This window comes from Burkholderia sp. R-40 (assembly GCF_049942845.1).
Taxonomy (GTDB): Bacteria; Pseudomonadota; Gammaproteobacteria; order Burkholderiales; family Burkholderiaceae; genus Burkholderia; species Burkholderia ambifaria.
Map to the genome: position 1 here is coordinate 1,851,015 of NZ_CP187967.1, position 22,471 is coordinate 1,873,485.

The following is a 22,471-nucleotide window of genomic DNA, read 5'->3' on the forward strand; positions in this document are numbered from 1 at the left end:
TCAACAGGAGCGAATCACATGGCGCTGATCGACCACCTCGACCATCTCGTCCTGACTTGCGTCGATCCGGAGCGGACGAAGCATTTCTATACCGAAGTGCTGCAGATGCGGCTCGAAACCTTCGGCGCGGGCCGGCTCGCGTTCCGCTTCGGCAACCAGAAGATCAACGTTCACGTGCGCGGCGCGGAGTTCGAGCCGAAGGCGCACGTGCCGGTGCCCGGCGCGCTCGACCTGTGCTTCATCGCGTCGGTGCCGCTCGACGATGTGATCGCGCATCTGCGACGCGTCGAATGGCCGATCGTCGAAGGGCCCGTCGAACGCACCGGGGCGACGCAGAAGATCCGGTCGGTGTACGTGCGCGACCCGGATTTGAACTTGATCGAGATCTCTGAATTGATTTGAGGGGCTCGTCGGGCGGTTGGTCGTGTTGCTTTGTCGTGCCGGCTTGCTCGTTTGCTCGGTTTATTCGCTGGCTCGCTGGCTCGTTTGCTCGTTTGCTCGTTTGCTCGTTTGCTCGCTTGCTTGCTTGCTTGCTTGCTTGCTTGCTCGCTTGCTCGCTTGCTCGCTTGCTCGCTTGCTCGCTTGCTCGCTTGCTCGCTTGCTCGCTTGCTCGCTTGCTCGCTTGCTCGCTTGCTCGCGCGGCGGCACGACGTGCCAGCCGCGCGGCAGTCCTCCGCCGAAAGCGGACAGGCGCACGCCGCAGCCGCCGATTCCGGATAGCCGGCCCCGGTCGCGCTGCGGATAATGGAGCAACGGCGCCGGCCCGTCCGGCGCCTTCGCCGCGGGCGCCGTGAATGTCCTCGCGTCATCCGCCTATCCGCGTATTCGCCTATCCGACCCGGACGCTTTCCGAATGACGATCCTCTATCGCGGCATGGACCGCGCGGCGCTCGACGCCGCCTACCTCAACACGAAAGCCATTGCCGATTTTCCGGCCGTGCTCGCGTCGTGCCAGGCACGCAGCCGGGCGCTGTACGACGCGACGCCCGGGCAGCGCGACCTCCATTACGGCGCGCGCCCCGCGCAGCGCTTCGACTGGCTGCGCTGCGGCCGGCCCGACGCGCCGCTGTTCGTGTTCATTCACGGCGGCTACTGGCAGCACTGCGCGAAAGAGGATTTCGCGTACGCGGCCGCCGGGCCGCTCGCGCGCGGCTTCGACGTCGTGCTCGCGGAATACACGCTTGCCCCGGCCGCATCGATGACCGACATCGTCGGCGAGATCGGCGCGTTGCTCGACTACCTGTCGACCGACCCCGACGGCATCGGCACCGCGCGACGGCCGATCCACCTGAGCGGTCATTCGGCGGGCGGCCACCTGACGGCCGTGCATCGCGCGCATCCTGCCGTCGTGTCGGCGCTCGCGATCAGCCCGCTCGTCGATCTCGAACCGATCTCGCTGTGCGTGCTTAACGACAGACTGCAGCTCACCGCGCACGAAATCGCCGCTTACAGTCCGCTGCGTCATATCGGGCCCGGCGCGCCGACCGTCGTCGCGGTCGGCGCGGCCGAGTTGCCGGAACTCGTACGCCACGCCCACGAATATGCGCACGCATGCGAGGCGGCCGGCGAGCGGATCGCGCGCGCGTGGCTGCCCGGCATGCAGCATTTCACGGTGCTCGACGATCTCGCGACACCCGACAGCGCGATGCTCGCCGCGTTGCAGGCGATCGCGCCGCGCTGAGCGCGACGTATTGCGCCAAGTCGTACGAATCCGCACGGATTCGCACGGCTTCGCCCCGAGTCACACCGGTTCGCGCCGCGCGCGGCCGGGCGTATGATCGGCATCGGGCCGGTCCGGTGCCGTTCGTCCGCGCCGCATGGCTTTTCCCAGGACCTCATCATGGTGAACCCGCTTCATTTCGATCTACAGTCGCTGCGCGTGTTCGCGCTCGTCGCCGAGCACGGCAGCCTGACCAAGGCGGCCGAACACGGCCAGCTCACGCTGTCCGCGGTCAGCAAGCGGATCGCCGAGCTCGAGAGCGTGACCGGCAGCGCGCTGTTCGTGCGGCATGCGCGCGGCGTCGAGCTGACGCCGGCGGGCCGCGCGCTGCTCGAGCATGCGGCGAAGGTCATCGAGCAGGTCAACCGAATGGCGCACGAGATGAGCGACTACGTCGCCGGCGTGCGCGGCCACATTCACGTGTGGACCAACACGTCGGCCATCGTCCAGTTCCTGCCGGCCGATCTCGCCGCGTTCCTCACCGACAATCCCGGCATCAAGGTCAGCCTCGAGGAGCGGCTGAGCCACGAGATCGTCGACGCGCTCGGCTCCGGCAAGGCCGATCTCGGCGTGTTCGCGGACAACGTGCCCGCACCCGGCATCGAACGGCGGCTGTACCGGCGCGACGAGCTCGTGCTGCTCGTGCCGCGCGGGCATCGCTTTGCCGCGCACGACAGCATCCGCTTCGCGGAGACGCTCGACGAAGACTACGTCGGCCTGAGCGACGGCAGCTCGCTGCTGGCGCGAATGACCGACGCCGCGTTTGCGGCCGAGCGCTCGCTGAAACTGCGCATCCAGGTATCGAATTTCGACGGCGTGAGCCGGATGATCGAGGCCGGCCTCGGGATCGGCGTGCTGCCGCGCGACGCGGTGACCGGCGAGCGCGCGGCGCGGCTCGGGGTCGTGAAGCTCGACGACGCGTGGGCGACGCGCACGCTGTGGGTCGGCGTGAAGGCCGGCACCGTGCTGACCACCGACATTGCGAAGCTGTTCGATTTCATGTCGGCACGCTGAACGAGGGGAACGCGCCGCACGCGAAGCACCCGGGCGCACATGCGCACGCCCCGGCGCAGCGCACCGCGTCATACCGGGTTGATGTCGTCCTGGCTGCGGCGCGTGGTCAGCGGCCCGAGCACGCGCAACGTGACGGCGACGATGCCGAGCGCGACCGAGATCACGCCGAACATCGCACCCGCGCCGTGTGCGACCAGCACCGGCAGCAGCACGAACGGCAGCGCGCCGCTGACGATGCGCGACAGGGCGTACGTGCTGCCGATCGCAGTCGAGCGTACGCGCGCCGGGAAAATCTCCGCCTGGTACACGTGATAGGCGTTGCTGAACACGTTCGACGCGCAGGTCGTCAGGAAACCGAAGCAGACGATCAGCGCCGTATTGCCCGAATACGCGAAGCACAGCCCGAACGCGGCGATCGACAGGATCGACACGATCACGAGCGTGCGTCGCTCGATCCAGTTCAGCAACGGAATCGACAGCAGCGAGCCGATCGGATAACCGATGAACGACAGCGCAATGAACAGCGTGCTGTCCGTCACGTCGAAACCGCGGCTCTTGACGACCGTGCCCGCGAGCGTGCCGAAGCCGTAATAGCCGAAGCCCTGGAGCAGGTGGAACACCGCGAGCATCAGGTAGCGCGCGCCGTAGGGCCGGTGGCGCAGCAGCGCGATGCGCTCGCCGAGACTCAGCGGCCGCTGCGGTTCGACCGACGCCGCGAACTGCTCGGGCGCGCGCACGCCGGCGCTCTCCGCGAAGCGCCGCGCCGCGGCATGCGCTTCCGCCGTGCGGCCCTGCGCGAGCAGCCAGCGCGGGCTCTCCGGCAGCCGGTGCTGGATCAGCAGCACGTAGACGGCGCCGAGGCTGCCGATCGCGAGGATAATGCGCCAGCCGGCCACGCCCGCGACGTGAAGCGGGTTCAGCCATAGCGCGAGGAAGCCGACCAGCGGCACCGCGACGTATGAAGTCGTATACGCCCACGCGGCGAGCCGCCCGCGCTTTTCCCTCGGAAGGATTTCCGACAGGAAGCTGTCGGCGACCGGGTAGATCGCGCCGACGCCGATGCCCGTCAGGAACCGGCATGCCACCAGCATGTCGGCATTCACCGAGAACGCGCCGATCAGCGAAAACGCGCTGTACCAGACGAGCGTCATCAGGAACGCCTTGCGCCGTCCGATGCGGTCCGCGAGGCTGCCGAGACACATCGCGCCGACGAACATCCCGATGAATGCCGAGGCCAGCAGCAGCTTGAAATCGGCGCTTTGCCGGCTCAGCCCGTATTCGTTCTGCAACGCGGAACCGATCGTGCTGACGAGGAAGATCTCGTACATGTCGAAGAACAGCCCGATGCCGATCACCCAGACGACGAACCGGTGCAGCGCACCGACCGGCAGATCGTCCATGAATTCGCCGAGCGTGATGGCGCGGGCGGGCAGGGCCGTCGCATCGGCGCCGGCCCGGGCCGCGGGCGGTACGGCGGACGCGGGATCTCCTGCGGTGCCGCCAAGGTCGAAGGATTGGCTGTTCATCGTGTCTCCTGATTATCGATTTGCCGTGGCGCGACGCCCGGCCGTTCGCGGCCGGCCCTGTGGGCCCGCTCGCACGACGCGACGCACGTGCCCGCCAAGCCCGTGAAAGGCCGGATGCGCGGGGGGCGCCGATCGTCCGAAACATGGTGGGCGAATTTGAGCGGCGCGATAATTGCGGATGCCTCAAGCATCCTTTCCTGCGCAGAAAGGCTGCGGAACGCCCGCGGGACGGGCGTCGGACGGTGCGGCGGCCGCTGCGGGAACACGAGGGCAGGGAAAACCATCGGTGGTGTGGCGCGTGTCTGGTGCTCCGCGATGCCGTAGCGCGCGGTTCGATATCGGCTCGGTTGGCCTGGCGGCGCACAACAGAGCTGCGAACTCGGTTTCCCGCGTTCGTCGGCGTCCAGCGTCCGGCGATCGATCGGGCGCATAGGGCGCATAGGGCGCATAGGGCGCGCATTGTCGCCGCTCATGGCGACGCGCACGGATCGGAACGCCCGGCCGTCGCGGTCGCATCAGCATCAGCACCGGGAGCGGCATTGACATCCGCACCGGCACTACCGCCAGCATCGCCTCCGGCGTCGCCCCGTTCACCCCGGACCGTATCGGACGCAACAGCCTGCAACCTTGCCGCCAGGTCGGGCGCGATGCCAAGTTGCGCGGCCGCTTGCTCGCGCGGGCCGAAGGTTCGGACGTCGACGCCGGCGATCTGCTGGAACAACACGAGCGCGCTCAGGTAAGCGCCCGACACGCCCGGATGCAGATAGTCGGGCCGCGAGATCGGCGGGTCGTTCCGCTCACGCATGCCGTACCACAGCAGCGGCGCGCCGGACCGCACATACGGGTCGGGATCGGCAACACCGGTCGCCCATGCGCGCTGCCACGCGCGGCCGACCGGCGCGACCGCGGCGATCGACGGATCGGTGCGGCGCGCACGATCAAATGCATCGCGATACGCGGCGACGATGTCGGCGAGACGCTCGACGTAGCGTGCGTGAAAACCGTCGCTGCCCGGCCCGCCCGCGAGCGCTTTCGCGAGATCGGCGCGCGGCCAGGTTTCATACAGATAGACACGCGCTTGCGGCGCCGTCGCACGAATGCCGCGCGCCAGCTTCGCTACGCTCGCACAGAAACCGGCCGGATCGCTCGCGCGGCTGTGCGTGAGCGCAAACGGCAGCGGCTTGGCGCTCAGCTCCTGCAGAACGACCGCATCCCACGTGGGCCGATCGATCACGTCCGATGCCACGCGGGCATGTTTCGCGAGACTCGTCGCCGACATCGCCTCGAGGTGCACGTCGTAGTCGAGCCCGGCTTCGACGGCAAGGCGCGCGAAGATACCCGGAATTCCGCCCCACGGGCCCGGCTCGCGTTCCGCGCGGGCATCGGTCCGCCCGAAGTTTTCGTCGACGACCTGCGCGGTGCCCCCGACGCCCTGGCTGCCGGTGCGCATTGCGCCGTACGAACGCACGGGCGCGTAACGGCCGTGTGTGAGGCTGTCGCCGACAAACAGGATGCGCTGCGGCGCACGGACCGCCGGGTCCGCGGCAAAGGCGGCCGTCGCCGGCCCGGCGATCAGCAACACGGCGATGCACGTCCGCGCGCAACGCGTGATCAGGCAAAGAAACGAGGGTACGGCAGGCATGTCGGTCATCTCGGGGTTCCGGAAGGACGCGTGGCCGCAGTATTTCACGAAGCGGCGCGACGGGCATCTGCCGTTCGGCCGACTTGGAGGCCGTTTCCCGGTCCGCTATCCTGAGCGCTGGATTTCTGAAACGCCGGCCCGCCGGCCGCCCCGCATGCCCGCCGGCATGCTTCCCGTTTGCGTTCGCGCCGCCCACAGGAGACGCACGACATGATTCCCTCGACCGACAACCGGACGCTGTTGCGCACCCTCGGCATCCGCACCCCGATCATCCAGGCGCCAATGGCCGGCGTCAGCACACCCGCGCTGGCGGCAGCCGTGTCGAATGCGGGCGGGCTCGGCTCGCTGGGCGTCGGCGCGACGAACGCCGACGGCGCGCGCAAGATGATCCGCGACACGCGCGCGCTGACCGACCGGCCGTTCAACATCAACCTGTTCTGCCACCAGCCGGCCCGTGCCGACGCCGCCGTCGAACGCGCGTGGCTCGACTGGCTCGCGCCCGCATTTCGCGAACACGGCGCGACGCCGCCGGCGTCGCTGTCGGAGATCTATACGAGCTTCGTCGCGGACGATGAAATGCTCGCGATGCTGGTCGAAGAAAAACCGGCCGTCGTGAGCTTTCATTTCGGGTTGCCATCCGACGAGGCAATCGCGATGTTGAAGCGCGCGGGCGTCACGTTGTTCGCGACCGCGACGAATCCCGACGAAGCCCGGCAGATCGCCGCGGCCGGCATCGATGCGATCGTCGCGCAGGGCATCGAGGCCGGCGGGCACCGGGGCGTGTTCGACTCGACGGCGCACGACGATCGGCTCGGCACGTTCGCGCTCACGCGCCTGATCGTGCGCGAATGCGCGCTGCCGGTGATCGCCGCGGGCGGCATCATGGACGGCGACGGCATCGCCGCGGCGCTCGCACTCGGCGCGCAGGCCGCGCAGCTCGGCACCGCCTTCGTCGCGTGCCCGGAGACATCGATCGACGACGGCTATCGCCGCGCGATCCTCGGCGACGCGGCGCGCCGCACGACGTTCACGAGCGCGATCTCCGGCCGGCTCGCGCGCGGCATCGCGAACCGGCTGACCGAGCTCGGCGACGATCCGCGCGCACCGGCCACGCCGGCCTATCCGATCGCGTACGACGCCGGCAAGGCACTGCATGCGGCCGCGAAGGCGAAAGGCGAGTTTGGCTACGGTGCACAATGGGCCGGGCAGGCGGCGCCCCTCGTCCGGTCGCTGCCGGCGGCTGAGCTGTTCGCGACGCTCGAGCGCGAGACGCGAGCGGCCATCGCGCGGTTGCAGCACGTGCTGGACTGATTCCAGGGCCCGCGCCGCGCGCAGCGGGCTGGGCGAATGCGCAGCGATGCCACCGCAACGCGCAATACGCAACGCACGGCGCCGGCCACAAAATTGCAATGTTCTGTATCTGAGCGCCGCACGGATACAACGCGATACAAAGCATGGGCCCCGGCCCGCTATAAAGCAGACATGACCTCCTGAGGAGCACGACATGTCTGCAACATGGTTCAACGGATCCTGCCATTGCGGCGCCGTGAAATTCGAAGTCCGGACCGCGCTTGCGCCGGCGACCCGCTGCAACTGCAGCCTCTGCCGCCGTCGCGGCGCGCTGATGAGCCCGATGTTCGACGCAAGCGAACTGAAGATCGTCGCAGGCGAGAGCGCGTTGACCAGCTACCGGTTCAACACGCACACGGCCCACCACTTTTTCTGCAGCCGGTGCGGGATCTACCCGTTCCACCAGACGCGCAAGGATCCCGCGTGCTGGCGGGTCAATCTCGGCTGCCTCGAGGGTGTCGATCCGTACGCGCTCGAAGCGACAGTCGCCAACGGTGCGAGCCTTTCGGTCGTGGAGGACGCATGAAACGCTGGCTGATGATCCTGCTGTTCGCCGCGGGTGGCCTCGCGACCGAAATGGCCCATCCGGTGCAGTGTTCGCTGCTGTCGATCAGCCGGCAGCGGGTCGGCACCCGCCGGGGTCGGAACGACGGCCGAGACTGAGCGCCGGCGGGCGCCGCGTGTATCGCATCCCGTTGATCGGAAGCGATAATCATGCTTCCGATAAGATCGCACGCGATATATAATGCGTTCATCTGCGACACGATCCCGTGTCGAGGGAGGACGCTCATGAAACCGACCGACGCACCATCGCCTGCCACGCCGAAACTGTCCGAGTTCCTGTGCTTTGCGATCTATTCGACGAACCTCGCGTTCGGCAAGGCATACAAGCCGATCCTCGAGGAGCTCGGCCTCACGTACACGCAATACATCACGATCATTGCGCTATGGGAGGAGGACAACCAGACGGTCGGGCAGCTCGGCGAAAAGCTGTTCCTCGAATCGAACACGCTGACGCCGATCCTGAAGAAACTCGAGGCGATGGGCTATCTGGAGCGGCACCGCGATCCGTCGGACGAGCGCCAGGTGCTTGTGAGCCTGACGAAAAGCGGCCGCCGCGTGCGCGAGAAGGGGCTCGACATGGATCTCGTCGAAGCCACCGGGTTGAAGCCCGACGAATTCGCGAAGATGCAGAAGGCGATCGTCACGCTGCGCGGCAACCTGATCGATTCGATCGACGAATAGACACGAATAGACACGAATAGACACGAGCCGGCGGCGCACCTGCCGCCGGCCATTGCGGAAATTTCCGCAATTTCCGAACACCTCCGGCGATCGCGGCCGACGCACCGCCGCAACCAGGCAAGGCCGGCTCCTTTCCTGCTAACCCGTCCGGGTCTGCGCACGCTCCAGCACCAGCAAATGCATATCGCGGCGCGTCACGAAGCCGAGTGCCCGATAGCGCTCGATCGCGACGTGATTCGACGTGAGCACGTGCAGAAACGGCGTTTCCGCCCGCGCACGGATGGTCGCGATCAATGACCGGATCAGTCCGGCAGCGAGCCCCTGGCCCCGAAACGCCGGATCCACGCACACGGCGCTGATCTCCGCATGGCCGCCGGCTCGGAGCCGCTGACCTGTCATAGCGACGAGCCGGCCCTGCCTACGCACACCGATATAGCCGCCGAATTCGATCGTGCGCGGGCCGAACGGGCCGGGTTCCGTCGCCGCGATCAGCGCGAGCATCTCCGGCACGTCGGCTTCGGTCAGCGGCACATGCTCCGAAGGATCGGCGTCGTCGAGCGTTCCCTGCCAGATCATCTGATGCAGCGTCGCGCGCCGGACCACTGAAAGACCGACCGGCGTCGGAATCTCGTCCGGCGAGAACAGTGCCGCCGGCCCGTATGCGTCGATCAGTCCGCGCAACGCGTCGAACGCGGCCGGGCTGCGATCGGCCATGCCGGCAAACGGCGCGAGCGCCGGCGGAAACCGCCGCGCACGCACATCGCCGAGCGCAAAACGGTGCTGCTCGCCGGCGAGCGCATGCCAAACGGCGTTGTCGAGCGGGTGCGATCCGCCTTCTTCGTGTCCCGCCGTTGCTTCCCGCATCGCGTGCTCCTTGATTGAACGCTGTCCGCCGCACAGCATAGACGCGATCGGTCACGCAGGTTGCAGGCAAACAAAAAGCGCACGCGATTACATCGCATGCGCTTTATTTGGCGGGCGGTATCGCCGATTTCGTCGTGACGTTCAATGACCGAAATAGATCGAGCGCTCGGCCATGCGAATCGTGCTGCGACCGCCGGACTGCGTCGCGCCGTCAGCGTTGCTGCCATAACCGGCTGCCTGCGTGTCGGCCGCCGTCGCGCCGTTGTCGCGAACCCGCTTCAGCGCGGCCTGCAGGTTGTCCGGATAGTTCGGATCGTTCGGACGATTCGGCAGATAGCCGGCCTGCTGGAGCGCGGCCAGCTCCGCCCGCACCTGCGCGCGCGTCACGGTGGTTTCGGCGGCGAAAACCGGTGCGGCAACGGAAGCCGACACGGCGACGAGCAGGGCTGCAATCAGTTGAGTCTTCATCATTCACCTCGATGGAAAAGAGCGTATTCAGGGTTGTCCGGGCACGCCGGCATGCGATGCCGGTCGCGGTTTCGTTCAATGGCCGAAGTAGATCGAACGTTCGGCGACACGCGTGACGGCACGGCTGCCCGACTGCGTGACGGCTGCGGCGTCGCTGCCATAACCGGACGTCGCCGTATCGGCCGCGACGGCGTCGTTCGCGTGGATACGCGTCAGCGCGGCCTGCAGGTCGTCCGGATAGTGCGGATCGTTCGCGCGGCCCGGCGCATAGCCGGCCTGCTGCAACTGGACGAGTTCGGCACGCACTTGTGCACGCGTCACGACGGCTTCACTGGCAAAGGCCGGGGCGGCAACGGCGGCGGACACGGCAACGAGAAGGGCAGCGATCAGTTGGGTTTTCATCATTTACCTCGACAAGAATAGGGTGGGAGATTCGTGAGGGCGGCGTCTGGCCGCCCGATGCAATGCTCAGACGATGCGGATTTCGACATCGATGTTGCCGCGCGTCGCCTTCGAATAAGGGCAGGTCTGATGTGCGGTATCGACGATGTGCTGCACGACGTCGCGATCGAGCCCCGGCACGCTCACGTTCAGGCGGGCCTGCAGAAAGTACGCGTTGCCGCCCATGCCGAGGTCCACTTCGGTGTCCACCGCGAGATCGGCCGGCAGCGTCACCTTCGCCGCGCGCGCCGCAAGCTGCATCGCGCCGATGAAGCAGGCCGACCAGCCGGCCGCGAACAGTTGTTCCGGGTTGGTGCCGGTGCCGGCGCTGCCCGGCGACGACAGCTGGATGTCCAGGCGGCCGTCGGAACTGCGCGCCGCGCCGTCGCGGCCGCCGGAAGTCGTGTGCGTCTTGCCCGTGTACAGCACTTTTTCGATCTTGCTCATCATTCACTCCGTCAGGTTTGAAGGTTTTTTCAGATGCGATTCGATCGCATGCGATGCAGTTTCGTCGAGGCGCCGACTCACGTCAAGCGGATTCGATTAAATCGCGTGCGATATTTTGTATTTCAATGTATCTGAATCGTTTCGGGCCTTGCGGGGCAAGGCTTTTCGGCGATCAATCCCTTATATTGAAAAGGCGATGCGTCAGGGGAAATTTTACGGCGGGCGGGGCAGACGCCTGTCGGAATGGCCGCAGTCTCGGCAGCGGAAACCCCGTTACGCCGGACGGATTTCGGCGATCACGACCAGGATCACGGCAGCGTCGGCAGGCAACTGGCGCTGGGAAAAGGCCGAGCGAGCGTGTCCGGCCTTGTCGCCCAGCACCGCGGCGAACAGGTCGGAGGCACCGTCGATCACGGCCGGCTGGCCGTAGAAGCCGTCGGCCGACGCGACGTGGCCCTCGACCCGCACGATGTGATGCAGTCGGTCGAACCCGCCGAGGTGCTTGCCGATTTGCGCGAGCACATTCAGCGCCGCGAGCTGCGCCGCGTGCCGACCGTCATCGACGCTCAATTGTTCGCCGACGCGGCCCGTATAGGCCACCTTGCCGTCGACGAGTGGCAGTTGCCCGGACACGAACAACAGGTTGCCGGCTTCGCTGACGGGCGTATAGCTGCCGAGCGGTTGCGGCGGTTCGGGTAGCGAAAAGCCGAGTCCGGCCAGTTTCTGTTCGATCGTCATCGCGTTCTCCTTCGGGGATGATTGACGGGTCTGTCAGTCACTCTAGTGAGGCGGTCGGCGCCGGTAAATATCGTTCGCGCAATTGATTTGGCACACGATGTAACGAATCGCGCGCGGCATCGAACGGCGCGAACGCGTGCCGGCAAAGCGGCCCGGTGCCGCCCGCCGTGTTCTCCGGTTCGCTGGTTTGCCGCCGGGGATTCATGCACACTCGTTGCTTCGACGTCCCGCGACGCAAGCACCGGACACCGCTGGAGCCGCTTCATGCAACGAAAATTCGACGACCTCCTGCTCGGCAGCATCGAGCTGTTCTGCCTGGCAGCCGAACTCGGCAGCTTCACGCTCGCCGCGACGGCCGCGAGCGTCACGCCGGCCGCCGTCAGCCGGTCGGTCGCGCGGCTCGAGGAGCGTCTCGGCGTACGCCTGTTCGTCCGGACCACTCGGCAAATCCGCCTGACCGATTCCGGACGGCGCTACTTCGAGCAATGCCGTGACGCGCTGTCTCAGCTCGTCGACGCGGAGCGCGAGGCAACGGGCCAGCAGGCAACGCCGGCGGGCGTGCTGCGCATCAGCATGCCGACGCCGTACGGACACTATCGGGTGCTGCCGCTGCTGCCCGCGTTTCGCGAGCGCTACCCGGACGTCCGCGTCGAAACGCACCTGAGCAACCGCAACATCGACTTCGCCGAAGAGGGTTTCGACCTTGCGATCCGCGGCCGTGCGCCGGCGGATTCGAGCCTGGTCGCGCGCAAGCTGGAGGACGCTGAACTTGTCGTCGTCGCGACGCCCGGCTACCTGAAGCGCGCCGGCGTGCCGCGCGCCGTCGACGATCTGCACGCGCACGAATGCATCCAGTTCGAGCTCCCGAGCAGCGGGCGGCCGATTCCTTGGCTGTTCAACGACGGCGCGGCAGAAATTGAAATCGCGACGACCAGCGGTTACGGCACGTCGGGCGATGTCCTCGCAGGCGTCACGCTGGCGCGCAGTGGTGCGGGCCTGTTCCAGACCTACCGCTTCATCGTCGAACGGGATCTGCGGGAGGGCACGCTCGCGGAGGTGCTGTCCGGTCAGGGCGGGCGGTCGCGGCCGTTCATGCTGCTGTATCCGCATGCGCGCTATCTGTCGTCACGCGTGCGCGTCTTCGTCGACTTTCTCGTCGAACATCTCGAGCAGGCGCCCGACAAACGGAAGCGCTAGCCGCGTTCGGCCGGTGCGCGCCATCCGCGCCGGCCGTTCTCACTACCTTGCCGCTCAGTGCCCGGCGCTCTGGCCGCCGTCCACATGCAGGATCTCGCCGGTGACGAACGGCGCCGAATCGAGATACAGAATCGCGCCGACGATGTCGCTCATCTCGCCCATCCGGCCGACCGGATGCAGCGATGCGAGCGTTGCATGCGTGTCGGGCGCATGCATCGGCGAGTTGATGATGCCGGGCGACACCGCGTTCACGCGGATGCCGGCCTTCGCATACTCGATCGCGAGCGACTTCGTCGCCGCATTGAGCCCGCCTTTCGTCAGCGATGCGAGTACCGACGGCACGTTGCTGTTCGCGTGGTCGACGAGGCTCGTCGTGATGCTGACCACGTGGCCGCCGCCGTGCCGCTGCATCGCCGCGATCGCGCGCTGCGTGACGTGGAAGAAGCCGTCCAGGTTCACGCGGGTGATGGCCGCATAGTCGTCCGCCGTGTATTGCGTGAACGGCTTCGCGATGAACACGCCCGCGTTGTTGACGAGCGTGTCGACCTGCCCGAAGCGCTCGATTGCGGTGTCGACCACGCGCCGCGCGACCGCCGGATCGCCGATGTCGCCAGCGACGGTGACGAGATCGGGATCGTCCGACGGCCCGATCGAACGGGACGTCGCGACCACCCGATGGCCGTGGGCGCGGAATGCGTTGACCGTTTCAGCACCGATGCCTTGCGATGCGCCGGTGACGATGATGACTTTGGATGTGCTCATGATATGCCTCGACAGGTGACTGGTTTTTGGCTTCAGTGCCGACCGGATCGATGAATCCGATGGACCAGACTCTAGGCGTGTCGGGCCGGAGTTCGAACACCCACCGTGGAGCAACAGTCTTGCGTCGCGGGAACAAATGCGGGGAGGGTGGGGGCGCCTGCAGCGGCGATCGGTGCGGCGGTGGTGTTGGCGGAGGTGGGTCGACGTGATCGTCAACGAGCGGGCAATCGGGCAAGGACGCGCGTCGAATCGTCTCGAATGCGGGGTTTGCGCGGTCAAATGCTGCGAGCGCCGGGCGCTGGTTTGTTCGTAACACGGCAGGCACTTCGCGAATTTACCAATTCTATCTGGATAACTTTTCTTATCACAATAGCTCGATTAAAAGCACGAACTCGCTCGTTCCAGAATGCGTCTGACGGGGGTTCCGGTCGCTGGGGGCGTGGAAGAAGCGAAGCACGCAGTCAATCCGGCGCGCTCACCACGCATGCAGCACCGTCAATACGTTTGCCGTCGCACGCGCGATGTCGTGAGCGGTGGTATCGACGGTCGCATGCGCGCATTCCCGATAGAGTGGGTCGCGCGTCCGGATTGCCGGCCGCGATGTGCTCGACCGCATTGGCCGCGATGGTCTGCGGCGTACGAACGGACGTACCGTCGCGGGACGGCCGTGGTCGCCAAAGGCGCAGGGCGAGGCCGCCGACCAGCGCACCGCTCGGCCAACGACGCGTCGTGAGCAAGCGTCGCCGCATCGAACGAAACGGCGACGCCCGCGTCCCGCAGGCGCACGATGACGATCGCATCGATCCGACGCCGTGCGCGCGTCACCGCCGCATTCACATGCGGCTCACGCCGCGGCCTGCGCGCGTTACAGCGAACCCTGGAATTCGAGCACGCGCGCCTTGAAGTCGTCCGGAACGGCCAGCGTCGTATTGCTCGCGTAATCGAACATCACGTGCGTCGACGCGCCGCGCGCAACGATAGTCCGGTCATCGCGCTCCATCAGATGTTCGAGGTCGAAGCTCTTGCTGCCGAAGCGCACGATGCTCGACCGAATCGTCAGGTTGTCGCCGAACTGCGCAGGCGCGAGGTATTCGCACTGCGTCTTCACCATGATGTGCGGCAGTTTCTCGCTGCGCGGCAGGCCGAGCAGATCGAACATATAACAGAGGTAAGAATGCTGCAGATAGTCGTAATAGACAGGACTGCTCACGTGCCCCATCGAATCCGTATCGCGATACTTCACGTGAATCGGCGTTTCGTAATGTCGCTTGGTCATGATGTCTCTCCGGAATGGCTGGGTTGATTTATATATTCGAACCTGCTTTACAGTCAGGTACCCGAAAAATTAATCGAACGCCTATCGGAGCGCCACTATCAGAACGGATAGCGCACGGCAGCGATGTCGGAGGGCCCGTCGTAACAGGCGGCGACGAACTTTTCATGCTCGGCCCCTATCCTGAATAGCCCGGCGGGCTTGCAGCGGGCGACAAGATGCTGCTCGGAGACGATCCGGCGGGTTGTACGATCCGACGGCATTCGACGCCGGCCCCTTCCAGAAAACGCATCGAGCGACCGATCGCCGGCGACACGGCGACTATAGCCACACCGATGCTCGCGCACGACTGACAGGGGGTAGGGAAGCGCGCCGGGCTGCGTCGCGCCAGTGCTGCTAGGGCTGTTTGCGCTTCGCGAAGTAATGCGCGGGCGAATCGCCGAATGCACGGCGAAACATCGCGATGAAATTGCTCGGCGTCGCATAGCCGAGCGCATCCGCGATATTGGCGACGCTGTCGCCGTTCGCGAGACGTTCGAGCGCGTGCGTGAGCCGCGCCTGCTGTCGCCATTGCGCGAAGCTCGTGCCGGTCTCGGCGACGAACAGCCGGCTCAGCGTGCGGGCGGACAACCCGGCCCATTCGGCCCACGCGTCGAGCGTGCGGCTGTCGTGCGGCTGGCCGAGGATCGCATTGGCGATCCGCAGCAGCCGGCGATCGTGCGGCATCGGCAAATGGAGCGGTTCATGCGGCGCGCGGCGCATCTCGTCGAGCAGCACGATGCTCATGCGCGCCTGCTCGGTATCGAGCCTGTCCTGGTCGGCCCAGGACACGGCACGCCGCACGAGCGCGCGCATCAGCTCAGTAATCGCAATCACGCAGGGGCGGTCCGGCATCCGCCGACTCGCGGCCGGTGCGATCACGACGCTCCAGCCGCTCAACGCACCGCTGATGCTGACCTTGTGCTGCTCTCCCGGCGGAATCCAGCCTGCGCGATGCGGTGGCAGCAGCCATGAGCCGTGCGGCGTGCGCACGTGCGCGAACCCGCTCTCCACGCAGAACACCTGACCGCGCAAATGACTGTGCCAGTCGACTTCGCGCGTGCCGAGTTGATACGCGTTGCTGCCGTCGTCCTCACCCCACACGGCGATCAGCGACGGACCGTCCTCGCGTTCACTCGGATCGGCGTCGGCGCGCTGCACGGCGCGCGACGGAGAAGCTTCACGGATGGGCATGGCCGGAATTCATTATTTTTTGTCTAAACAACATTATCAGCTTTGTCCCTGGGCGTCCAACAATGCATGTCGTGTTCAAACCGAAACGAAGCAGAGGAATGCGATGCATGCAGCACTTGCTCCCTGGACGGACGTTGCGGCCGCGCGGCGCGTCGTGTCGCGAATGGCGATCGCGGCAGCGCTCGCGATGCTCGGTGCGTGCGCGAGCCGCGACGGGCTCACGCCGGCCGGCACGCTGCGCGGCGCCGAGTCGTTCGCTGCGACGCGCAGCCTCGCGCACGCATCGACTGCCGACTGGCCGGCCGCCGACTGGTGGCGTGCGCTGCACGATCCGCAGCTGAACGCGCTGATCGACGAGGCGCTCGCCGGCAATCCCGATCTCGCCACCGCCGATGCGCGCGCACGTGAAGCGCAAGCCCTGGTGATCGAGGCGCAGGCCGCGCGTGTGCCGCACGTCGTCGGCCGCGCGAGCGCGAAGGGCGAGCGCCCATCCGGCACGCAGTTCTCGACCGGCGAAGGCGGCGGTTTCTTCAGCCACACGCGCGAGATGAATCTCGGCTTCAGTTGGGATCTCGATCTGTGGGGCGGCCGCCGTGCCGCATGGGAAGCCGCGCTCGGCGAAGCGCGTGCCGCGCGGGTCGACGCGCGGGCCGCACGCATCATGCTGTCCGTCAACGTCGCACGCGCATACGTGAACCTTGCGTATGCGTTCGATCAGCAGGACGTCGCGCGTGCCGAATACGAGCGTGCCGACGAAGCGCTGACACTGACGCGTCAGCGTGTAACCAAAGGCATCGACAACGTCGCGCAACAGCGCCAGGCGGAAAGCGAGGTCGCGGCCGCGGCGCGCGAGCAGGCACGCGCGGCTCAGGCGATCGGCAGCGCGCGCATCGCCCTCGCGATCCTGCTCGGCGCGGGCCCCGACCGCGGCCTTGCGCTCGCGCGTCCCGCGCCATTGCCGATCGCGGCGCTCGCGGTGCCGGCCGATCTGCCCGCCACGTTGCTCGGCCGGCGCGCCGATATCGTCGCCGCGCGCTGGCGGGTCGAGGCGGCGAGCCGCAACGTCGTCGCCGCCCGCGCGGACTTCCTGCCCAACGTGAGCCTGACCGCGCTGATCGGGCTCGCGACGCGCGGCGGCGCATCGCTGTTCCAGGCCGCGTCGCGCACCTACAACATCGGTCCGGCCGTGAGCCTGCCGATCTTCGACGGCGGCGAGCGGCGCAGCGTGCTGCGCAAGCGCGACGCGCAATACGACCTGGCGGTCGCCGGCTACAACAAGACGCTGATCGGTGCGATCGGCGAAGTGGCCGACGATCTGCACCGGCTTGATTCGCTCGCCATGCAGGCCGACGCGCAGCAGCGTGCGCTCGATTCCGCCACCGACGCGTGGCGACTCGCGGACGCGCGCTACCGGGCCGGAGTCGGCAGCTACCTCGATGCGCTCGTCGTGCGCCAGCAGCTACTGGTCGCGAGCCGCGAAGTCGCCGCGCTGCGCGCCCAGCGCGCGGATCAATCGCTGCAGCTCGTCGCGGCACTGGGCGGCGGCTTCCGCGCCGAACCCGACGACGTCGCACTCGCCGTCACGCCTTCCCACCGTCCCTGAGATCGAACCATGAGCAGCGACAACACCCTGCAGACTCCTCCTCGACCCGCGGCCGCCGATCCGGCCAGCGCGCGCCAGCATCCCGTCGGCGATCACCCGGGCGGATCGCGCTCGCCGGCCGACGCCGCTCCCCGCGCGCAACCGGGAGCGGGCGGGACGGTACCCGCGGCACCGCCCGCGCGACGCAAGCATCTGGTGCGCGCGCTCGTCGCCGTGTTCGCGTTCGGCATTGCCGGGTGGGGCGCCTGGTATGCGCTCGTCGGCCGATGGTACGAAACGACCGACAACGCCTACGCGCAAGGCAACGTCGTCGAGCTGACGCCGCAGGTGACGGGCACCGTCGTGTCGATCGACGCGGACGACGGCGACCTCGTGCATGCAGGCACGCCGCTCGTGCGCCTCGACCCGAGCGACGCGCAGGTCACGCTCGCGGCCGCACAGGCCGATCTCGCGGCAACGGTGCGGAAGGTGCGCGGCCTGTACAGCAACGAGCGCGGGCTCGCGAACAGCATTGACGGCGCGCGCGCCGAACTCGCCGCGCGCCGCACCGCGCTCGACAAGGCGAAGGCCGACTACCGGCGCCGCGAGGATCTCGGCCGCTCCGGCGCGATTTCGCACGAGGAGCTCGCTCATGCACGCGATACATTGACATCCGCGCAAAGCGCGTATGCGGCCGCACAAAGTGCGCTCGCCACGTTGAGCGAACAGCATCAGACGAGCAAGGCGCTGGTCGACGACACCGCCGTCGCCTCTCATCCCGACGTTCAGGCCGCGGCGTCACGCCTGCGTGCCGCCTACCTGGCGCGCACTCGCACCGATATCGTCGCCCCCGTTACCGGCTATGTCGCGAAGCGCACGGTACAGGTCGGCCAGCGCGTGTCGCCGGGTGTGCCGCTGCTCGCGGTCGTGCCGTTGCGCGAGTTGTGGGTCGATGCCAATTTCACCGAGAAGCAGCTCGACCATATGCGGATCGGCCAGCCTGTCGAACTGACGGCCGACCTGTACGGCAGCAACGTCCGTTACAGCGGCCGCGTGCAGAGCCTCGGGGTCGGCACCGGCAGCGCATTCTCGCTGCTGCCCGCCCAGAATGCGACCGGCAACTGGATCAAGATCGTGCAGCGGCTGCCGGTTCGCATCGAATTGACGGACCCGGCACAGCTCGACGCGCATCCGCTGCGCATTGGCCTGTCGATGCACGCAAGCGTCGATCAGCACGATCGCAGCGGCGCAATGCTGTCGCAACGCGCGCAGCGAGATCCCGTGTTCCGCACCGATGTATACCGTGAGGAGCTCGCGCGCGCCGACGGACTGATCGCCGATGTCCTGCATGCAAACCTGCCGGCGACGGCGCGCGCGGAGCGTGTGCGATGAGCGGGCCGATGCCGGCCGCCGATGGCGGCTTTCGCCCACCGAGCGTCGCGCTGACGACGTTCGGTCTCGCGCTCGCGGTCTTCATGCAGGTGCTCGACGGCACCGTCGCGAACGTATCGCTGCCGACGATCGCCGGCAATTTCGGCGTGAGCACGACGCAGAGCGCATGGGTCGTCACCACGTTCTCGGTCAGCAATGCAATCGCGCTGCCGCTGACCGGGTTTCTCGTCAAGCGCGTCGGGCAGGTCCGGCTGTTCGTGTGGGCCACGCTCGCCTTCACGTTCGCGTCGCTGCTGTGCGGCCTCGCGCAAAACCTGCCGCAGCTCGTCGCGTTTCGCGCGCTGCAGGGCCTGGTAGCCGGGCCGATGATCCCCACCACGCAAGCGTTGATGCTGTCGATCTACCCGCCGCAGCGACGCGGCTTCGCGCTGTCGATGATCGCGATGGTTACCGTCGTCGCGCCGATCGCGGGCCCCGTGTTCGGCGGCTGGATCACCGAGCATTACTCGTGGCGCTGGGCGTTCCTGATCAATCTGCCGATCGGCGTGTTCGCCGCGCTCTGCGTCTTCGCGCAGATGCGTGCGCGCGTCGAAACGACCGTCGCCGCGCGCGTCGACTATGTCGGCCTCGCCGCGCTCGTGGTCGGCGTCGGCGCGCTGCAGATCGTGCTCGACAAGGGCAACGAGGCCGACTGGTTCAACTCGACGTTCATCGTCGTGATGTCGGTGGTCGCCGCATTCGGCATCGCGCTGTTCCTGATCTGGGAACTCAACGAGCCGAATCCGATCGTGAATCTGCGGCTCTTCGCCCATCGCAACTTCGCGGCAGGCACGCTGACGCTCGTGCTCGCATACTCGGCGTTCTTCGCGGTCAACGTGATCGTCCCGCAATGGCTGCAGCGCACGCTCGGCTACACGGCGTTCTGGGCCGGGCTTGCCGTCGCGCCGATGGGCGTGATTCCGGTGCTGACGGCGCCGTTCATGGGCAAGTACGCGCCGCGCTTCAACATGCGCGTGCTCGTGTGCTGCGCATTCGCGATCCTCGGTGCGTCGTCGTTCCTGCGCGCAGGGTTCGTGCCCGACGTCGACTTCACGCACATCGCGCTGATCCAGCTGCTGCAGGGGCTCGGCCTCGCGCTGTTCATCATGCCGATCAACAGCATCCTGCTGTCCGACCTGAAACCCGACGAGATCGCCGCAGGCTCCGGCCTGTCGACCTTCCTGCGCACGCTCGGCGCGAGCTTCGCGGTGTCGATCACGTCGTTCCTGTGGGATCGGCGCGCCGTCGTGCACCACGCGCAACTCAGCGAGCACGTGAGCGCGTTCGATCCGGCCGTGCGCGCCGAGGTCGCGCGGCTCGGCGGTGGCGACCCGCAACGGGCCGCCACGCTACTGGGCAATCTGGTCGACGCGCAGGCCTATCAGATTTCGTTCAACGACGTTTCATTCGCGCTCGGCTGCGTCTATCTCGCCGTGATGGCGGTGGTATGGCTCGCCCGCCCGCCGTTCGGCCCCGGTGCCGGCGCGAAACGATGAAACGGGCGCCGCGCGGCCCGTTTCGACCCATGCTGTTCAACTCGAAGGAGATCGACCTGATGCATACCCAACACGCTGGAAAGATGTCGTCCGCACTGGCGACGCTCGCCGTATTCGATGTCACCGACTTTCCGCTCGTCGTCGTACGCAACGACGCGATCGCTTCCGACGGCTATGCGCAGCGCTGGCTCGACGACATGGATGTGCTGCTGCGGCACGGCGAGCCGTTTGTCATGATCTTTCCGCCGGCCCGCCCGGACGAAGCGCACGACGATCGCAAGCAACGCGGCAAGTGGCTCAAGGAGAACCGTGCCGCGCTCGCCGCGGTCTGCCGTGCGCTGATCACCGTCGAACCGGACCCGAAGGAACGCGACGCGGCCGTCGCAAACGGGGCTGGAATCGAAAAGGCATTCGGTGTTCCGTTCGACGTGGCGGCTTCGCTCGACGATGCAAGGCAGGCAGGCCGGCGACGCCTGACTGGTGCGGTCTAGCGCGGGCCGTGCGCGCGCAACGCCTCGAACCGGTTGCGCAAGTCCGCCTGAATGCAGATTCCAACGAATAAACGGGGTGGCTTGTATGAATGGACTGGAATGTCTGAATTGGTTGGTACCCGGCGACACGGACGCGTCATGGCAGCGGATGACCGACGCGGCCGCCGGAATGGGGTTCGACAAGGTCGTGCTGATCGTCTTGCCGTTTGCCGGCGCATCGTTCGATCTCGCGCGTAAATGGAGCAGCGGCGTGCCCGGCTGGACGGCACTGTACCGACAGCGCCAGTTCGACCGCGTCGACCCGATGCTGCGGCATTGCTTTCGTTCGGCGCTGCCGCTCGTATGGGACGGCGAGCTGTTCGCGCTGCCTGAGCAGCGGCGGTGTTACGAAGCGGCGTCCGCGTACGGCATGCGCACGGGGGTCGTGCTGCCGGCCCGCGGCGCGAAAGGGGAGGTCGGCATGCTGTCGTGCGCGAGCGTGGACGACATCACCACGACGCGTGCGCGCTGTAACCGCCATCTGGCGGTGCTGACGCTGCTGCGCGACGTCGCGTGCGAAGCGATTGCCGGCACGCCCTGCCATGCCCCGCCCGACAGCGTGCCGCGGCTCAGCCGACGGGAAGTCGAATGCCTGCGATGGCATGCGGCCGGCAAGACCTCGTGGGAGATCGGCCACATCCTGAATGTGACCGAGTCGTGCATCAATTTCCACTTCATGAACATCCGTCGCAAGTTCAACGTGTCACGTCGACACGAAGCCGTGCTGCGCGCGGTCGAGTGGGGGCTGATCAGCATCTCCGACGTGACGGTGCCCGGCTAGTGCCGCAGCGGGCTCACCAGCGACCCAGCGGTCCAGAAACGCGCTGAGCCACGCTGCCGTCGCGCGATCGTGCCGCCGACCCTCGCGATTCTGCGTCGCGAGATCCTGCGCGCCGGGTGCCGACAGCTTGTGTGCGGCGGCCGTGCTCCAGCGACGCATCATCGGATAGCTCACTTCCGGATGAAACTGGACGCCATATGCGCACGGTCCGTAGCGAACCGCCTGGTTCTCGAAATGCTCGCCGGTCGCGAGGACCTCGAGCCCCGCGACACGTTCGAAGCCCTCGCGATGCCATTGATAGACATGCGACGGCCATGAACCGAGCCGCCGCCCGGCGGGTGTCGCGGCAATCGGCCAATAGCCGATTTCCGCGCGCCCGTCCCGATGCGCGCTCACGCGGCCACCCAGATGGCGAATCATCATCTGCGCGCCGAGGCACACACCGAGAAACGGCGCGCGTTCGCGCAGCGGCACGCCGATCCAGTCGATCTCGTCGCGAATCCACAGATCGTCGTCGTTGGCGCTCATCGGCCCGCCGAACACCACGGCACCGGCATGCCCGGCGAGCGTCGCCGGCAACGGATCGCCGAGCGGCGGACGGCGAATGTCGAGCGGATGACCACGTGCGGCCAGCAAGCGCCCGATCCGGCCGGGGCTCGATTGTTCGCGATGCAGCACGATCAGGATCGGGCGAAGTGTGGAGTGCGTCATCTTGTGTGGACGGATGGAGG

The 22,471-nt window shown here is 67.2% G+C and carries 24 protein-coding genes; 13 read left to right on the top strand and 11 right to left on the bottom strand.

The features are described 5' to 3' along the window. Positions 1–18 precede the first annotated feature (18 nt). The 3 genes from ACP26O_RS08520 (at position 19) to ACP26O_RS08530 (ending at position 2,734) form a co-directional block, all read left to right on the top strand. Positions 19–402 (top strand): VOC family protein, encoded by a 384-nt coding sequence (locus ACP26O_RS08520; RefSeq protein ID WP_175665224.1) that lies wholly within the window; start codon positions 19–21, stop codon positions 400–402. A 451-nt stretch (positions 403–853) separates the two neighbouring features. After that, the gene (locus ACP26O_RS08525) at positions 854–1,681 is read left to right on the top strand and encodes an alpha/beta hydrolase (protein ID WP_175665225.1); all 828 of its coding nucleotides are present in this window, start codon (positions 854–856) and stop codon (positions 1,679–1,681) included. Between the two features lie 159 nt (positions 1,682–1,840). After that, positions 1,841–2,734: a LysR family transcriptional regulator gene (locus ACP26O_RS08530; RefSeq protein ID WP_175665226.1), complete on the top strand. Its 894-nt coding sequence runs from the start codon at positions 1,841–1,843 to the stop codon at positions 2,732–2,734. Positions 2,735–2,802: 68 nt separating this feature from the next. Here the strand turns inward: ACP26O_RS08530 and ACP26O_RS08535 are convergent, their stop codons facing one another. Both ACP26O_RS08535 and ACP26O_RS08540 read right to left on the bottom strand, forming a co-directional pair. Further along, a complete protein-coding gene (locus ACP26O_RS08535; RefSeq protein WP_175665227.1) occupies positions 2,803–4,260 on the bottom strand; it encodes an MFS transporter in 1,458 nt (485 codons plus the stop codon). 469 nt (positions 4,261–4,729) lie between these two features. Then, entirely contained in the window at positions 4,730–5,902 is a 1,173-nt protein-coding gene (locus tag ACP26O_RS08540; protein ID WP_244099021.1) for a hypothetical protein, read from the bottom strand. Between the two features lie 210 nt (positions 5,903–6,112). On the opposite strand from ACP26O_RS08540, the gene ACP26O_RS08545 reads away from it, so the two are divergent. The 4 genes from ACP26O_RS08545 to ACP26O_RS08560 all read left to right on the top strand — a co-directional run bounded on the left by ACP26O_RS08545 (position 6,113) and on the right by ACP26O_RS08560 (position 8,497). Further along, entirely contained in the window at positions 6,113–7,213 is a 1,101-nt protein-coding gene (locus ACP26O_RS08545) for an NAD(P)H-dependent flavin oxidoreductase (RefSeq protein WP_175665229.1), read from the top strand. A gap of 193 nt (positions 7,214–7,406) precedes the next feature. Next, positions 7,407–7,778, top strand: a complete 372-nt coding sequence (locus ACP26O_RS08550) for a GFA family protein (RefSeq protein ID WP_165751433.1) — start codon at positions 7,407–7,409, stop codon at positions 7,776–7,778. Further along, the gene (locus ACP26O_RS08555; protein WP_175665230.1) at positions 7,775–7,915 is read left to right on the top strand and encodes a hypothetical protein; all 141 of its coding nucleotides are present in this window, start codon (positions 7,775–7,777) and stop codon (positions 7,913–7,915) included. Before ACP26O_RS08550 ends, ACP26O_RS08555 begins: the two co-directional genes overlap by 4 nt. Before the next feature lie 126 nt (positions 7,916–8,041). Further along, positions 8,042–8,497 (top strand): MarR family winged helix-turn-helix transcriptional regulator, encoded by a 456-nt coding sequence (locus ACP26O_RS08560; RefSeq protein ID WP_165751435.1) that lies wholly within the window; start codon positions 8,042–8,044, stop codon positions 8,495–8,497. A gap of 138 nt (positions 8,498–8,635) precedes the next feature. Here the strand turns inward: ACP26O_RS08560 and ACP26O_RS08565 are convergent, their stop codons facing one another. The 5 genes from ACP26O_RS08565 to ACP26O_RS08585 all read right to left on the bottom strand — a co-directional run bounded on the left by ACP26O_RS08565 (position 8,636) and on the right by ACP26O_RS08585 (position 11,455). After that, entirely contained in the window at positions 8,636–9,361 is a 726-nt protein-coding gene (locus ACP26O_RS08565; RefSeq protein ID WP_175665231.1) for a GNAT family N-acetyltransferase, read from the bottom strand. Positions 9,362–9,502: 141 nt separating this feature from the next. Further along, on the bottom strand, positions 9,503–9,832 hold the full coding sequence (locus tag ACP26O_RS08570; RefSeq protein ID WP_175660813.1) for a DUF4148 domain-containing protein: 330 nt from the start codon (positions 9,830–9,832) through the stop codon (positions 9,503–9,505). Between the two features lie 72 nt (positions 9,833–9,904). Further along, positions 9,905–10,231 carry a DUF4148 domain-containing protein gene (locus ACP26O_RS08575; protein ID WP_165751438.1) on the bottom strand — a complete coding sequence of 109 codons (327 nt, stop codon included), beginning with the start codon at positions 10,229–10,231 and terminating at the stop codon, positions 9,905–9,907. A 66-nt stretch (positions 10,232–10,297) separates the two neighbouring features. Further along, positions 10,298–10,717 (bottom strand): organic hydroperoxide resistance protein, encoded by a 420-nt coding sequence (locus tag ACP26O_RS08580; RefSeq protein ID WP_006754192.1) that lies wholly within the window; start codon positions 10,715–10,717, stop codon positions 10,298–10,300. Positions 10,718–10,990: 273 nt separating this feature from the next. Continuing rightward, positions 10,991–11,455, bottom strand: coding sequence for a RidA family protein (locus tag ACP26O_RS08585; protein ID WP_175665232.1), 465 nt, complete (start codon positions 11,453–11,455; stop codon positions 10,991–10,993). Between the two features lie 264 nt (positions 11,456–11,719). On the opposite strand from ACP26O_RS08585, the gene ACP26O_RS08590 reads away from it, so the two are divergent. Beyond that, entirely contained in the window at positions 11,720–12,652 is a 933-nt protein-coding gene (locus tag ACP26O_RS08590) for a LysR family transcriptional regulator (RefSeq protein ID WP_175665233.1), read from the top strand. A gap of 54 nt (positions 12,653–12,706) precedes the next feature. Here ACP26O_RS08590 and ACP26O_RS08595 read toward each other — a convergent pair whose 3' ends face one another. From ACP26O_RS08595 to ACP26O_RS08605, 3 genes are all read right to left on the bottom strand, one after another. Continuing rightward, positions 12,707–13,414 carry an SDR family NAD(P)-dependent oxidoreductase gene (locus ACP26O_RS08595; protein WP_175665234.1) on the bottom strand — a complete coding sequence of 236 codons (708 nt, stop codon included), beginning with the start codon at positions 13,412–13,414 and terminating at the stop codon, positions 12,707–12,709. An 865-nt stretch (positions 13,415–14,279) separates the two neighbouring features. Further along, positions 14,280–14,690: an acyl-CoA thioesterase gene (locus ACP26O_RS08600; RefSeq protein ID WP_105834432.1), complete on the bottom strand. Its 411-nt coding sequence runs from the start codon at positions 14,688–14,690 to the stop codon at positions 14,280–14,282. Between the two features lie 393 nt (positions 14,691–15,083). Continuing rightward, complete coding sequence (locus ACP26O_RS08605) at positions 15,084–15,920, bottom strand: AraC family transcriptional regulator (RefSeq protein ID WP_175665235.1); 837 nt, start codon at positions 15,918–15,920, stop codon at positions 15,084–15,086. Between the two features lie 103 nt (positions 15,921–16,023). Between ACP26O_RS08605 and ACP26O_RS08610 the strand changes: the two genes are divergently transcribed. The 5 genes from ACP26O_RS08610 to ACP26O_RS08630 all read left to right on the top strand — a co-directional run bounded on the left by ACP26O_RS08610 (position 16,024) and on the right by ACP26O_RS08630 (position 21,740). After that, positions 16,024–17,523 (top strand): efflux transporter outer membrane subunit, encoded by a 1,500-nt coding sequence (locus ACP26O_RS08610; RefSeq protein ID WP_175665236.1) that lies wholly within the window; start codon positions 16,024–16,026, stop codon positions 17,521–17,523. A 9-nt stretch (positions 17,524–17,532) separates the two neighbouring features. Further along, positions 17,533–18,894 carry an HlyD family efflux transporter periplasmic adaptor subunit gene (locus ACP26O_RS08615; RefSeq protein ID WP_175665237.1) on the top strand — a complete coding sequence of 454 codons (1,362 nt, stop codon included), beginning with the start codon at positions 17,533–17,535 and terminating at the stop codon, positions 18,892–18,894. Next, positions 18,891–20,429 (top strand): DHA2 family efflux MFS transporter permease subunit, encoded by a 1,539-nt coding sequence (locus ACP26O_RS08620; RefSeq protein ID WP_175665238.1) that lies wholly within the window; start codon positions 18,891–18,893, stop codon positions 20,427–20,429. The genes ACP26O_RS08615 and ACP26O_RS08620 overlap by 4 nt, the downstream gene beginning before the upstream one ends. Positions 20,430–20,488: 59 nt before the next feature. Next, positions 20,489–20,920, top strand: coding sequence for a hypothetical protein (locus ACP26O_RS08625; protein ID WP_175660822.1), 432 nt, complete (start codon positions 20,489–20,491; stop codon positions 20,918–20,920). Positions 20,921–21,005: 85 nt separating this feature from the next. After that, positions 21,006–21,740: an autoinducer binding domain-containing protein gene (locus ACP26O_RS08630; protein WP_175660823.1), complete on the top strand. Its 735-nt coding sequence runs from the start codon at positions 21,006–21,008 to the stop codon at positions 21,738–21,740. Here the strand turns inward: ACP26O_RS08630 and ACP26O_RS08635 are convergent. Beyond that, positions 21,663–22,451 carry a glutamine amidotransferase gene (locus ACP26O_RS08635; RefSeq protein ID WP_175660824.1) on the bottom strand — a complete coding sequence of 263 codons (789 nt, stop codon included), beginning with the start codon at positions 22,449–22,451 and terminating at the stop codon, positions 21,663–21,665. The genes ACP26O_RS08630 and ACP26O_RS08635 overlap by 78 nt on opposite strands. Positions 22,452–22,471 lie beyond the last annotated feature (20 nt).

What these genes read in the sequence shown, in the direction of transcription:
- ACP26O_RS08600 (WP_105834432.1), bottom strand. Translation starts at nt 14,690, where the DNA reads ATGACCAAGCGACATTACGAAACGCCGATTCACGTGAAGTATCGCGAT.
- ACP26O_RS08540 (WP_244099021.1), bottom strand. Translation starts at nt 5,902, where the DNA reads ATGCCTGCCGTACCCTCGTTTCTTTGCCTGATCACGCGTTGCGCGCGG.
- ACP26O_RS08535 (WP_175665227.1), bottom strand. Translation starts at nt 4,260, where the DNA reads ATGAACAGCCAATCCTTCGACCTTGGCGGCACCGCAGGAGATCCCGCG.
- ACP26O_RS08530 (WP_175665226.1), top strand. Translation starts at nt 1,841, where the DNA reads ATGGTGAACCCGCTTCATTTCGATCTACAGTCGCTGCGCGTGTTCGCG.
- ACP26O_RS08520 (WP_175665224.1), top strand. Translation starts at nt 19, where the DNA reads ATGGCGCTGATCGACCACCTCGACCATCTCGTCCTGACTTGCGTCGAT.
- ACP26O_RS08550 (WP_165751433.1), top strand. Translation starts at nt 7,407, where the DNA reads ATGTCTGCAACATGGTTCAACGGATCCTGCCATTGCGGCGCCGTGAAA.
- ACP26O_RS08595 (WP_175665234.1), bottom strand. Translation starts at nt 13,414, where the DNA reads ATGAGCACATCCAAAGTCATCATCGTCACCGGCGCATCGCAAGGCATC.
- ACP26O_RS08545 (WP_175665229.1), top strand. Translation starts at nt 6,113, where the DNA reads ATGATTCCCTCGACCGACAACCGGACGCTGTTGCGCACCCTCGGCATC.
- ACP26O_RS08625 (WP_175660822.1), top strand. Translation starts at nt 20,489, where the DNA reads ATGCATACCCAACACGCTGGAAAGATGTCGTCCGCACTGGCGACGCTC.
- ACP26O_RS08635 (WP_175660824.1), bottom strand. Translation starts at nt 22,451, where the DNA reads ATGACGCACTCCACACTTCGCCCGATCCTGATCGTGCTGCATCGCGAA.
- ACP26O_RS08565 (WP_175665231.1), bottom strand. Translation starts at nt 9,361, where the DNA reads ATGCGGGAAGCAACGGCGGGACACGAAGAAGGCGGATCGCACCCGCTC.
- ACP26O_RS08610 (WP_175665236.1), top strand. Translation starts at nt 16,024, where the DNA reads ATGCATGCAGCACTTGCTCCCTGGACGGACGTTGCGGCCGCGCGGCGC.
- ACP26O_RS08605 (WP_175665235.1), bottom strand. Translation starts at nt 15,920, where the DNA reads ATGCCCATCCGTGAAGCTTCTCCGTCGCGCGCCGTGCAGCGCGCCGAC.
- ACP26O_RS08630 (WP_175660823.1), top strand. Translation starts at nt 21,006, where the DNA reads ATGAATGGACTGGAATGTCTGAATTGGTTGGTACCCGGCGACACGGAC.
- ACP26O_RS08585 (WP_175665232.1), bottom strand. Translation starts at nt 11,455, where the DNA reads ATGACGATCGAACAGAAACTGGCCGGACTCGGCTTTTCGCTACCCGAA.
- ACP26O_RS08570 (WP_175660813.1), bottom strand. Translation starts at nt 9,832, where the DNA reads ATGATGAAGACTCAACTGATTGCAGCCCTGCTCGTCGCCGTGTCGGCT.
- ACP26O_RS08615 (WP_175665237.1), top strand. Translation starts at nt 17,533, where the DNA reads ATGAGCAGCGACAACACCCTGCAGACTCCTCCTCGACCCGCGGCCGCC.
- ACP26O_RS08590 (WP_175665233.1), top strand. Translation starts at nt 11,720, where the DNA reads ATGCAACGAAAATTCGACGACCTCCTGCTCGGCAGCATCGAGCTGTTC.
- ACP26O_RS08525 (WP_175665225.1), top strand. Translation starts at nt 854, where the DNA reads ATGACGATCCTCTATCGCGGCATGGACCGCGCGGCGCTCGACGCCGCC.
- ACP26O_RS08555 (WP_175665230.1), top strand. Translation starts at nt 7,775, where the DNA reads ATGAAACGCTGGCTGATGATCCTGCTGTTCGCCGCGGGTGGCCTCGCG.
- ACP26O_RS08580 (WP_006754192.1), bottom strand. Translation starts at nt 10,717, where the DNA reads ATGAGCAAGATCGAAAAAGTGCTGTACACGGGCAAGACGCACACGACT.
- ACP26O_RS08575 (WP_165751438.1), bottom strand. Translation starts at nt 10,231, where the DNA reads ATGAAAACCCAACTGATCGCTGCCCTTCTCGTTGCCGTGTCCGCCGCC.
- ACP26O_RS08560 (WP_165751435.1), top strand. Translation starts at nt 8,042, where the DNA reads ATGAAACCGACCGACGCACCATCGCCTGCCACGCCGAAACTGTCCGAG.
- ACP26O_RS08620 (WP_175665238.1), top strand. Translation starts at nt 18,891, where the DNA reads ATGAGCGGGCCGATGCCGGCCGCCGATGGCGGCTTTCGCCCACCGAGC.